Annotated in this window: 10 protein-coding genes; 2 read left to right on the top strand and 8 right to left on the bottom strand. The window is 34.1% G+C overall.

Features of this window, described 5'->3' with window-relative positions; genetic code table 11:
* The first annotated feature begins 69 nt into the window (after nucleotides 1-69).
* A complete protein-coding gene (locus ACOQOS_RS17450; RefSeq protein WP_420571757.1) occupies nucleotides 70-933 on the top strand; it encodes a cyanophycinase in 864 nt (287 codons plus the stop codon).
* A 406-nt stretch (nucleotides 934-1,339) separates the two neighbouring features.
* Here ACOQOS_RS17450 and ACOQOS_RS17445 read toward each other — a convergent pair whose 3' ends face one another.
* The 6 genes from ACOQOS_RS17445 to ACOQOS_RS17420 form a co-directional block, all read right to left on the bottom strand.
* Entirely contained in the window at nucleotides 1,340-2,794 is a 1,455-nt protein-coding gene (locus ACOQOS_RS17445; protein WP_420571756.1) for a S41 family peptidase, read from the bottom strand.
* A 110-nt stretch (nucleotides 2,795-2,904) separates the two neighbouring features.
* Entirely contained in the window at nucleotides 2,905-4,038 is a 1,134-nt protein-coding gene (locus ACOQOS_RS17440; RefSeq protein ID WP_420571755.1) for a helix-turn-helix domain-containing protein, read from the bottom strand.
* A 22-nt stretch (nucleotides 4,039-4,060) separates the two neighbouring features.
* A complete protein-coding gene (locus ACOQOS_RS17435; protein ID WP_420571754.1) occupies nucleotides 4,061-4,996 on the bottom strand; it encodes an isoaspartyl peptidase/L-asparaginase family protein in 936 nt (311 codons plus the stop codon).
* 183 nt (nucleotides 4,997-5,179) lie between these two features.
* Nucleotides 5,180-5,332: a hypothetical protein gene (locus ACOQOS_RS17430; protein ID WP_420571753.1), complete on the bottom strand. Its 153-nt coding sequence runs from the start codon at nucleotides 5,330-5,332 to the stop codon at nucleotides 5,180-5,182.
* Between the two features lie 135 nt (nucleotides 5,333-5,467).
* Nucleotides 5,468-5,683, bottom strand: a complete 216-nt coding sequence (locus ACOQOS_RS17425; RefSeq protein WP_420571752.1) for a hypothetical protein — start codon at nucleotides 5,681-5,683, stop codon at nucleotides 5,468-5,470.
* A gap of 103 nt (nucleotides 5,684-5,786) precedes the next feature.
* Complete coding sequence (locus ACOQOS_RS17420; protein ID WP_420571751.1) at nucleotides 5,787-6,002, bottom strand: hypothetical protein; 216 nt, start codon at nucleotides 6,000-6,002, stop codon at nucleotides 5,787-5,789.
* Between the two features lie 221 nt (nucleotides 6,003-6,223).
* On the opposite strand from ACOQOS_RS17420, the gene polA reads away from it, so the two are divergent.
* The gene (gene polA / locus ACOQOS_RS17415) at nucleotides 6,224-9,055 is read left to right on the top strand and encodes a DNA polymerase I (RefSeq protein ID WP_420571750.1); all 2,832 of its coding nucleotides are present in this window, start codon (nucleotides 6,224-6,226) and stop codon (nucleotides 9,053-9,055) included.
* 293 nt (nucleotides 9,056-9,348) lie between these two features.
* On the opposite strand, the gene ACOQOS_RS17410 is transcribed toward polA, so the two are convergent.
* Complete coding sequence (locus ACOQOS_RS17410) at nucleotides 9,349-9,870, bottom strand: hypothetical protein (RefSeq protein WP_420571749.1); 522 nt, start codon at nucleotides 9,868-9,870, stop codon at nucleotides 9,349-9,351.
* A 324-nt stretch (nucleotides 9,871-10,194) separates the two neighbouring features.
* Nucleotides 10,195-12,822 carry a DUF5916 domain-containing protein gene (locus ACOQOS_RS17405; protein ID WP_420571748.1) on the bottom strand — a complete coding sequence of 876 codons (2,628 nt, stop codon included), beginning with the start codon at nucleotides 12,820-12,822 and terminating at the stop codon, nucleotides 10,195-10,197.
* Between the last annotated feature and the right edge of the window lie 17 nt (nucleotides 12,823-12,839).

The following is a 12,839-nucleotide window of genomic DNA, read 5'->3' as shown; positions in this document are numbered from 1 at the left end:
GATTCCGTTAAAAAAAGGTTCTCAGACAGAAATTTATTTTACTTTTGCATTCACAAAAATCACAATAACATGCAGCAGATCAAAGGTACTTTGATTCCTATTGGAGGAAATGAAGATAAAGGTATTGAAGAAAATGAACAGTATACGCTAGAGTTTATTGACGATGGAATTTTATTTCACGTTGTTAAAGAAGCTGGTGGTATAGATGCAAAAATTGTGGTGATTCCTACAGCTTCTAGTATTCCTGTAGAAGTTGGTGAAAATTATTTGGATGCTTTTGCGAAGTTAGGCTGTACGAATGTGACTGTTCTAGACATTAGAAGCAAAGAAGATTCTGAGAAAGAAGCATCTATTGAATTAATTAAAACTGCCGATTGCATTATGTTTTCTGGCGGAGATCAATCGAAAATTACTGATAAAATTGGCGGAACAACTATTCATGATATTTTAGTAGATCGTTACCAAAATGAAGAAGGCTTTGTAATTGCTGGAACAAGTGCTGGTGCAATGGCAATGGCGAATGAAATGATTGCTGGCGGAAGTGCTTCAGAAGCATTTATTAAAGGTGCTGTCCGTATGTACAAAGGATTGAATTTGATTCCTGAATTGATTGTAGATACACATTTTATTCGCCGTGGGCGTTTTGGACGTCAGTCAGAAGCAGTGGCAAAATTTCCTAATTTGATAGGAATTGGCTTAGCTGAAGATACAGGAATGATTATCAAAAATGGTAATGATTGTACTGTAATTGGTTCTGGAATGGTGATTGTGTTTGATGGTGCTACATTGACGCACAATAACGAAAAGGTATTGAAAGAAGGAACGCCAATGACGATGGCAAATATGACGATTCATGTACTTTCTAACGGAGATCAGTTTGATATTAAAAATCGTAAGGTTTCTGTGTTACCGATTGAAGCGCCTTTTATATAATAGAAGTTAGATCGGCTTCGCCTGTTAGATATTAGAGCGCTTCACTTTTAGACCTTTACTGTTGCCCATTTTTACTTGCTTTAAATGTGATCACTCATTGAGAAGGTTAGATCGGATTCGCCTGTTAGATATTAGAGCACTTCGCTTTTAGACTTCACAATGTTGTCTATTTTTACTTGCTTTAAATGTGAACACTCATTGAGAAGGTTAGATCGGCTTCGCCTGTTAGATATTAGAGCGCTTCGCTTTTAGACTTCACACTGTTGCCTATTTTTACTTGCTTTAAATGTGAACACTTTCAAGAGTTCAACTTTAGAAGCTTTGTATTTATTCTATTTTCATTAAAAATAAAAGACGCTACAATTTCTTTTGTCATCATAGCGCCTTTCGTATTCATTAGCTTAGGTTATTTCTCTTTTACTAGCTCAAGTACTTTTTCTATAGCTTCATCTTTCTCTTGATCTTGTAGATTACTTACAAGCTCAAAACCGCTTTCTCTGTTGTATTCTATATGATAGTCTGCAGGAATTCCAATGTTTTCATAGTTCACTCCGTCCATGTTTTCGTAGATTTCATTTGACAAACCATAACTCCAACCATTTGGCAATTGTTTTTCTAGTATATCAGAAAAAATTCCTTCTGTGTTTGATCCTACTCGAACTGCATTTGGCGTGGCTTTAAGTGAGCTTAATACAAATATTTCAGTAGCACTTGCAGATTGCGGACTTGTTAGTATATATAAGTTTCCTTTAAATATTTTCTTTGCTGGTGAAATGCGAACCGTATTTACAGCGGTAAATCCACCTTCTTTTATATATGCTTTTTTGGTAAAAACAGTTGTTTCTTTTGGTGTAAAATAACTTAGAATTTTTAATGCAACTTCGTCTATTCCGCCACCATTAAATCGTAAATCAATGATACACGTTTTGGCTTTTTCTAATTCAGGAAAAATCTTGTCCATAATGTATGCTGCACCATTAATTTCATCTTGTGTATAGTTTTCACTTTCTTCAGCGTATTGTTCAAATAGTGTTTCTGCTTTTTCAGGATCGTCTGTTGGAATATCATAATGTGGAAATTGCATCATTCCGTTTATTTGAAGCAACATTACATCATCGTTTATCTTTCCCCAATTTAACACACCGTAATTGTAACTACTAATAGCATCTACGTACTTTTTGAGTTGTTCAATTCGAAATTCATCAATGTCTATACTTCTCCTTTTTTCTTTGTTTGTGTTTTTAGCTTTTTCTTCTTTGTGTAAAGCATATGCTTCTTCTAACGCTTCTGGCAATTCTATTCCTACATGTCCATCATTCATTCCTTCTAACATTTCTTTTAAAACAAAATATAACTCTAATGGCGTTGATTCTGCAGATATTTTTTTCCTATATGTGTTTGTATATGTATCCCAATCAATATTTCGTTCTTTAAAATATCCGTATTGTTCTTTGAAAGTTTGGCAAAGCGATTCAAAGTTATATATCGGATCATTTTGTTTTGCTTTACTTAATGGAGCACAGTTTTCAGGCATTTTTTCTATACGAACAAAATCGTATTTATTGATTCCCATTTGTACATTCATCATGTTTTCACCTTTCAAATTCATTGACAATATTTTCAAGGCTGCATCACGTGGAAATTCTTCTGAAGGCAAACAACTGATACTATTAATATCATATATGGCCACCGTTTCTTCGTCAACTTTTATGATTCTACCATATCCAATACTTTTCCAAACTCCATTGATGGTCGCGGTAACTTCAGCTGTATGATTTGTTGTTGTTTTATTGGTATTACTTTTACATTTTACACAGAAAATAAGAGTAATTAATAAGACTAAAGTGTTTAATTTTTTCATTTGATACTTGTTTTTGTTTTTTGTGATTGATGATTCTAATTCACTACAAACTAACGTTATTACAAGGCACCAAACGCTCCAATGCTTCTATTGGAACTTATTTTTCTAACTTAAGTTTGCTTCTTGTATTGAGATGGAGAAAGTCCTGTTTCTTTTTTGAAGATTCTGTTGAAACTTGTTTTTGACTTAAATCCGCATTCATAAGCAATTCCCAACAATGTATAATTTTCAAATTCTTTTGAAGCTAATTTTTCCTTTACAGCTTCCACACGATACTTATTGATGATATCATAAAAAGTAATTTTCATATGTTGATTGAGCAATCCGGATAATTTTTTATCGGTTGTGGAAATCATTTGTGCCAACTTATTCAATGTTAATTCTTCATCTAAATATGGCTTTTCTGTTATAAAAACATCTTCCAATCGTACTTGCAACTCTTGAAACATTTCTGTATCAGCAGTAGAAATCTCTTTATTTTTTTCTGTTACTTGTAATTGTACAATAGGCTCTTGAATCAAAAAATCAGGCACAAATATTTTAGATTGTCGGATGCCATAATATCCTAAATAACTAATTAATATTACAACTAAAACCAACGTGATAAAACTAGTTTCTATAGCATCTTCTCCAACGTACATTTCATAACAATTTCCCAACAAGTCTAAAATTGCAACAATGAGTGTTCCTATCAACATTTGCTTTATCCAACCAAAATCTGTTTCCGTAATTGTAGAAAAATTTCCTTCCATAGCTTTATGGTATTTGGAAAATAGTTTTAGAGAAAACAATAAATAAACAATCAAATACAATAGGCAAGCTGAGAAAAACAAAACGCTTCCTTCATTTAAAACATTTAGATAATAGAAAATAAACTTTCCATTTAGAATAGAAATAATGAATGGAATTGAAATAACGCCAATATATATCAATAAAGGAATAAAATGTATCCAGTTTTTTCTAAAAAGTGTTTTGTGATCTTCAAATAATGATTTTATATAGATGTAAAGTAATGGTCCAATAAAAAGTTCAATGGTATCATTGAAAATAAATGTAGCAATATAGAGTGATCTAAGTTCATGAACTTCTGCGTAAGCATGAAACATGTACAGGAATATAATTCCAAAGAAGAAAACCAATAGCTTTTTAGGCAGTTCTTTTTTCTTTGATCTTAGTAAAATTAGAAGAATTAATCCATTGATTACAATTCCTCCAATCAATACAAAGTCAATGAATAGTTCCATAAATTAAGGCTAATATACAGAATTACTTGTTTTTATAAATAGATATTTCTTTGGTTCCGTTTGAAGATTTACACGCTCTGTACATTCCTTCTGTATTAAAAGGCATTGCAATATTTCCTTTGGCATCTACTGCGATCAGTCCGCCATCGCCGCCAATTTTTAAAACACGTTCATTAATCACAAGATCTGCTGCTTTTTCAAGTGAATATTCTTTGTGTTCCATTAAACTAGAAACATCATAGGCTACCACGCCACGAATAAAGTATTCTCCACTTCCTGTACAAGATACTGCACACGTTTCATTGTTTGCATAATTTCCTGCGCCAATCATTGGTGAATCTCCAACTCTACCAAAACGCTTGTTGGTCATTCCTCCTGTAGAAGTTGCCGCAGCAATATTTCCATCTTGATCGCAAGCAACTGCGCCAACAGTTCCGAATTTTGAATCTTTTTTTAGCGAATGATCTAATTGAAAACTATCGGTTCCTTTTATTTCTTGCCACTGATTGTAACGTAATTCATCATAAAAATATGACGGATCTTCCAATTCGTAACCATGCATCTTTGCAAAAAACATTGCGCCTTCACCAGCCATAAATACATGCTCACTTTTATCCATGACATCACGCGCTAAAGAAACTGGGTTTTTAATTCCTGTAATCAATGAAACTGCACCAGCATTCAAACTTTTCCCTTCCATAATGGCAGCATCCATTTCGTGTGTTCCTTGTGCTGTAAACACACTTCCTTTTCCAGCATTGAACAAATGTGAATCTTCCAGCAATTTCACAGCTTCTTCTACAGCTTCCACTGAAGATTTTCCCTCTTCTAGCATCTTATAACCTGCATCTAAGGCTTTTTGTAGTGCCGCTTTGTATTGAATTTCTAATTCTGGCGTCATCATTCCTTTGACTAAAGTTCCGGCTCCTCCGTGAATGGCTATCGAGATAGTTTGCATATTGCTTCGTATTTAATGCGCAAAATTACAAAATTGTCATCATTAAAATTCAAGAAGCGACAGCAAAATATCTTAATGATTTAGCTTTTTAATCTAAAATTAAGGCAAGACATTTTTTTAGGGAAAAAGCAGAGTGAGGAGTATAAAAAAGCGACTCGAAAGTCGCTTGTCATTTTTAAAATATTATTTTTCACCTGTTATAGTCACTGTATATAAAGTATCAGGACAATCACAAATTGATCTATAATGTGTTCCTCCTCCTTTTATCGATGGAGTTTTAAAATTCGAAATATTCTTCTTGTTAAGCGTTAGGGAATTTAAATTTCTTTTTTTCATAATGTAATGATTTACAAGTTAATAATAATTAAACTTATAAAATGGATTCATTAACTATTTACGGTAAAACCTTATTTAACATTTTAAAAATGACCGTACTTATGATAAAAAAAACTTCCATTCAACTATTAATATCTAACAGTTTCCCGAGGTACCACAATCACATCCAGGATCATTAGAAGCACAATCAGCTTCATGAGATTTTTGATAATTACATCCAGCAACCAAACCACCAACAAGAATGTTTCCTGATTTACGCGGTGGCGGCATGCCACCAATACTTTTGGACTGTTGCAAACTAGAAATAAGCTTCTTCTTTAATGATAGATTTTTTAATGACTTTTTCTTCATAATAAATTATTTTAGAGTTCACTCTACAATATAAAAACTAACATTAAGAAGCTGAAAAAGAATGTATAAGCGTAAATATTTTTTAGTGAGCTAATGAAAAACGCTAGCTAGCTTCATATGAAAGAGCTGTAGTTCCACCTTGTGAAGAACAATGTTGATCCATTCTTGTTGCTACCCAGCTAGATTCTGAAGCACCAGACCAATTATTTCCATCAGGAAAAATGCAAGTAATTCTATAACGAACGCCTCCGCTTATAAGTTTTAATTCTGATTTCTCAACGACTCTTACTCCTTTTAGATTTAAAATAGATTTTAACATAATTACGAGGTTTAAATTAATAATGAATTAAAAGTATCTAAAAAGTAACTTACAAAAAAGACATGATACTTACGATTCATAAATTATAAGGACTAATCATAAAAAATAAAACCACAGAAAATGTTTACACAGAAAAACACTATTGCTTGTGAATAATTCCTTTTTTATTCGAGAATCTTAGTAATATTCTTAAATTTGAATTTCCATCAAATTTACGATTCATGGCAGACCAAAAACGACTTTTTTTACTTGATGCGTACGCGCTTATTTTTAGAGGATATTATGCTTTTATTAAAAACCCTAGAATCAACTCGAAAGGATTAGATACCTCAGCAATTTTAGGTTTTACCAATTCTTTGTTAGATGTGATAAAGCGTGAACGACCAGATCATTTGGCTGTTTGTTTTGATAAAGGCGGAAGTGTAGATCGTGTAGCAGCTTTCCCTGAATATAAAGCCAATCGACAAGAAACTCCTGAAGCTATTCGTTTAGCCGTTCCTTATATTGAGAGTATTTTGAAAGCCATGCATATTCCTATCATTGTCAAAGAAGGTTATGAAGCCGATGATATTATTGGGACACTTTCTAAAATGGCAGAAAAGGAAGGTTATAAGACATTTATGGTTACGCCAGATAAGGATTTTGCTCAACTAGTTTCTGAGAATATCTTTATGTATCGCCCACGATTTGGTGGTGGCTATGAAACTTGGGGAATCCCCGAAGTACAAGAAAAATTTGGTGTAGAACGTCCAGAGCAAGTAATTGATTTCTTGGGAATGATGGGAGATTCTGTAGATAATATTCCTGGATTACCAGGCGTTGGAGAAAAAACTGCTAAGAAGTTTTTAGCAGCTTATGGAAGCATGGAAGGTTTGCTTGCCAATACGCACGAACTAAAAGGAAAGATGAAAGAGAAAGTTGAAGCGAATGGTGAATTAGGTTTACTTTCAAAACAACTAGCAACCATTATGTTGGACGTTCCTGTTGAGTTTAATGAAGAAAATTTCGAGCTTTCTCAACCCAATTTAGAAGCTGTAAAAGAAATTTTCCTCGATTTAGAGTTCCGTAGATTACTCGATAATTTAATCAAAACATTTTCTACTCCAGAAGAAAATTCTGCTGCAGCGGAAACAAAAGCAACTTCAAAAGCAAGTCAAAAAGCAGCCTCAACTGGGCAATTTGATTTATTTGCGACACCTGGAGGCGGAAATACAAGTGAAGCAGCTTCAATTTCAGGATATCAAACGATCAAAACAACTGATCATTTTTACCAATTGGCAAATACGCCGTTGTCACGAAAAATGTTGCTTCAAAAGTTACTAAAACAACAAAGTGTATGTTTTGATACAGAAACTACTGGTTTAAAAGCATTGGAAGTAGAGTTGGTTGGTGTAGCATTTTCTTGGGAAAAAGGAAAAGGATATTATGTAGCTTTTCCCGAAGATCAAACAGAAACCAAAGCAATTTTAGAAGAGTTCCGTCCGTTTTTTGAAAGTACTACGATTGAAAAAGTTGGACAGAATTTAAAATATGATATCAAAGTATTGTCAAATTATAACATGCCCGTAAAAGGTCCTGTATTTGACACGATGATTGCCCATTATTTAATCAATCCAGACATGCGACATAATATGGACGTATTGTCGGAAACATATTTAAACTACCAACCTGTTTCTATCACAGAATTGATTGGTAAGAAAGGAAAAAACCAATTGTCTATGCGACAAGTTCCGTTGGAACAACAAACGGAATATGCTGTAGAAGACGCAGATATTACCTACCAACTGAAAGAACATTTCATCAAAGAATTGGAAAGTGGAAACTTAACTAAATTATTTACGGATGTTGAAGTTCCTTTGGTAAGTGTACTTTCTGCTATGGAAATTGAAGGAATTAATATAGATCCTGACTTTTTAGGTGAATTATCTAAGGAATTAACTACAGATGTTGACCGCTTAGAAAAAGGAATTTTTGAGCAAGCTGGCGAAGAATTCAATCTAGCTTCTCCTAAACAGTTAGGTCCAATTTTATTTGACAAATTAAAATTAGTTGATAAACCTAAAAAGACTAAAACTGGACAATATTCTACCGCGGAAGATGTGTTGTCGTATTTAGCAAAAGATCATCAAATTGTTACCGATATTTTAGAATGGAGACAGTATCGAAAACTACAAAGTACATATGTAGATGCGTTACCAAACGAAATCAACCCAAAAACAAATCGTATTCATACCGTATATGCGCAGGCGGTAGCTGCAACAGGAAGATTGAGTTCTAATAATCCGAATTTACAAAACATTCCGATTCGTACAGAACGTGGACGACAAGTTCGAAAAGCATTTGTACCAAGAGATGAAAATTATGTATTACTTGCTGCCGATTATTCTCAGATAGAGTTACGAATTATTGCCGCATTGAGTCAAGAAGATACAATGATACAAGCTTTTAAAGATGGCGCAGATATTCACGCTTCTACTGCTTCAAGAGTATTTAATGTTCCGTTGGAAGAAGTAACACGTGAACAGCGTAGCAATGCCAAAACGGTGAATTTCGGAATTATTTATGGAGTTTCTGCTTTTGGTTTAAGCAATCAAACCGATTTGACACGAAGTGAATCTAAAGAGTTGATTGACACGTATTATGAAACCTATCCAAAGTTAAAGGCATACATGTCTAATCAGGTAGCATTTGCGCGTGAAAACGGGTATGTAGAAACAGTTTTAGGAAGACGTCGTTACTTAAAAGATATCAATTCTAGAAATGCTATTGTTCGTGGTGCTGCTGAACGAAATGCTGTGAATGCTCCAATTCAAGGAAGTGCTGCAGATATTATTAAATTGGCTATGATTACCATTCACAATCGTTTTATAACGGAAGGTTTCAAATCGAAAATGTTATTGCAAGTGCATGATGAATTGGTGTTTGATGCTCACAAAGACGAATTAGAAATCATCAAGCCAATTATTAAAGAAGAAATGGAAAATGCCTTTAAAATGGACGTACCATTAGATGTTGAAATTGGTTTAGGGCAGAATTGGCTGGAAGCGCATTAGAAAGATGTCATATTGCACTTGATTCAGCATCTCACCAATTATTGATGATTTAAAGCTCTCATGGACTTTGCTGAATCTTCAGTTTTCTGTGGAAGTATTCAATCTTAGTGATCATTTTCTCAGGAATAAAATAAAGAAAAATTGTATCGAAAAACACTTTGTATTCATAGTAGATCTCGATACAATTTTCTAACGAAAACCACTCGAACTGATGGTTGGATTTTTAATAAAAAAAGCACTAAACGTACATTTAGTGCTTTTCTATATAAAGTCTACAGGCTCAATATTGCGACTTATTGTTTTGTGTATACGATTCTAATATCTTCTTCAGTAACAACATTAGTCCCGTCATTAGATAAAATTTCAAATCCTTCAGGAATGATAAATGTAAACTGATTATTAGACTCTATAGTTGCGTTCATTGCAAATTCATCTTCTTCTTCAAAAGCTATGGTAGTACCATTTGATGTCCAAGTTAATGGAAATGATTCTATTTCATTTTCACAATCAAGTGTATATGTAAATTGATTTGTGGTTCCAGCTACTAATTCTGCAATAATAGAAAGATATGATGTAGAAACAGCTAATGCGCTTCCGTCTGCATTAATTTGAATGGTTTCATTCTGATAACAATCCACTTCAGCAAGCAAGTCGGTATTTGCCGTGCCATCTAGATTGAAATCATAAGCATTTTCTACTTGATACCGCGTCATTTTCCAAGTTCCTACAAGCGGATCAATTGGTGCAGCGTCATCATCTGATGAACATGAACATAAGAATACGCTAAGTACTGAGAATAGTAATAATTTTTTCATAATAATGGTTTTTAATGTTAATGATGCGTACTCATTATCAAATTATATGCCGAAAATTATAGCTTAGTTACAAACGTCACTTCGAGTGATTTTTTCAGAATGAAATGATAAAAACTGTATCGAAAAACACTTTGTACTCATAGTAGATCTCGATACAGTTTTCTAATGAAAACCACTCGATCTGACGGTTAGATTATTTGTAGTAACAGATTACTTCGTCATTTTTCCTAATGACGTTTCTAAGAATTTAACGCGAGAAATAACAAACTAGAAATGAGCAATCTCACATGTCACATCGAGCGCAGTCTAGATGTTCTTTCAAAATCAAAGCACAAACCTGTACGTAAACTTCATCAAGAAGATGTTTTCTGGTTGTTGTCCTAAAATTTGATTGTCTAAACTACGAAGTAAATGATCGCGCGTATTTCCAAAACCTGTGGTTCCTTGCGACCAAACTAAAAATAATTCAGAACCAGGAATGTATTCCCAACGCAATACTAAATTTGAACGAAACTGTACAAAAGCAAAATCAGGATTTCCTATAGAATAGTTTACATTTCCGTCTGCATCTTCATCAATTATATACGAATCGGAAGCTGCATCAAATGTAATTTCATTGGGCTGATATTGATAAAAACGATCATTCAAGTCGTCTGCAATCGAATTTGTCACATATTTAAAATCATTATAACGTCCTATAGATACAAAAGGCTGTCCGTAGTATTGAATCGATAAGTTTGGATTAATTGTATAATTAAAACGAATTGAAGCGCTCAACGTTTGATTGTCTATATTCCCTAAAATATAGCGAGTTTCTCCATTATTATCTACCTGTGTTACATACTGCGTTTTGTTTGGATTGTAGTTGTATTCTGGGCTGATAGAAATACGCATTGCATCTGTAGGTTGATAAGTAACATCGCCACTCACTTCTAAAAATGTAAAATTGTTTTGCTTGGCTTTCGAATACACCATTCCCCAACTTGTACGCAATTTTTTGCGTTCGTCTGTTCCAAAGGAGGCATATCCGAAGTTTTCTTGTGAAAAACGCCAACGCGGTCCACCACGTAAAAACGTATTGATAAAAATTCGCGGCTTATGTGCACCTCCAAAATCAATCCACCAATTATTTTGAAAACGTAAGTTTCCATTCACTTCGTATTGAATACGATTGAAGTTGCCTTCAAAGTCATAGGTTGTAAATTGTGAGAATCGACCTGAAATTCTTCTAAAATTCCCAACCGATTTTGTAGTTTGATAACCGACATTTGCATACTGACGAATTTCATCTGCCTGACGGAGAAATCCAATATCATTCAATTCTAATTCTGGCGAACGCCATATAACTCCACCATCATAACGCCATGTTCCGCTACCAGCTTTTCCAAACTCTAATTTTCCTCCAGTTCCCGTTAAAGATGTTCTATTAGGATCAACTTCTACATGTCCTGCATCTGAACGTTGAAACATGTGTGTAAGTGAATTTTGTGTAGCAGCAATGGCTTCTTTGCTACCTTCTATATGACTTGCCACAACGTTTCCTCTTAAAAAATAGGTTCTATCCTTCCAGTTATGTGTAAAATCTAATCCACCAGTGTAAGCTGCACGATGTAAAAAATTAAGATTATCTTCCAATCTGCGATTGGTTGCTGTAAAGATTCCTCCAATAAACGTATTTCGTTCGTTAAAATCTTTTTGCAATCGCCCAACAAAATAATTTGTCAACGGTTCTACGAGTTCTTTTCTACGTGTTCCGTTGTTATCGACTTCGGCAAATTCTTTTCCTGTGACACTTTCCAATACACCAATTGACCAACCATTTTTAGTTTTTCCACTAAATTTTGCAGCTCCTAAAATCGTTGAATTTTGTGGTTGATCTATAAATTCGCCTGAACTTGTATTAGGGAAACCTTGCGGATTTCTTCCAATACGTCTCGAATAAAAAACATTGTCCTGTCCATTTGCAAATCGATAGTCAAAAATGTTTTTATTTTCTACAAAAAATGGTCGTTGTTCTCGGAAAAAAATCTGAAAACCATCTAAGGCAATTGCGGCTGGATCAGCTTCAACTTGACCAAAATCAGGATTGATTGTAAAATCTAGCGTTAGATCATTTGTGACACCAATTTTTCCATCAATTCCTCCATTGAGTTGAAAATCATCTCCATCACGAAATGGATTTCCACTTTCTTCAGGATACGTATCATATTGTGTTACTACGTAAGGTTGAATTTCAAGTTGTTTTTGTGGTCTTATATTTTTTAATCCATGTAACTCCCCAAATTCACTTACCCAACCTGGTGCATCTAGTGGAATTCGTTGCCATGTAGAACGCTCTTCTTTTCTAAAAAAACGACGTTGCACTTGCAATCCCCATATTTGTTCGGCACTTTTTCCAAAACGCAATTGACTGAACGGAATTTTCATTTCTGCTGTCCAACCTTCTGCATCAACATTTGTTTTTGTATACCAAATTGGATTCCAGCTTCCGTCCCAATTACCTCCGTTATTGGAGATAAATTCGTCTCCTTTTACACCTGCGGCTGTTACGGTAAATGAAAAACCTGTACGTTTATCATGATAACTATCAATATTAATTTCAACCCAATCACCATCAAAACCATCACGGCGTGACAACCGTTTTACAATTTTATCAGGATCTGAATCAATTGCACGTACAGCTACATATAAAAATTTAGCATCGTACATAATTTTAAACTTCGTTTGTTCGGATGGAGGCGTATTTTCGTCAGGACGATTCTCAATAAAATCAGTTGCCCATGCTACTGAATCCCAACTAGCATCATCTAAAATTCCGTCAATTTTTGGCGATTCACCTTTTACTGGACTTGTAGTATAAATTCTTTTGGGAATAGTCGTAGAAGTTTCTTGTGAAAATCCATAATATGGAATACACAAAAGCCCTATATAAAGCAATAGGAAAGGTTTCATAAGTCGTATTTTGATTG

The sequence above is a fragment of the Kordia sp. genome (assembly GCF_965224175.1).
Taxonomy (GTDB): Bacteria; Bacteroidota; Bacteroidia; order Flavobacteriales; family Flavobacteriaceae; genus Kordia.
Note: the sequence above shows the minus strand (reverse complement) of the source record. Positions and strands in the feature narration are given on the sequence as shown.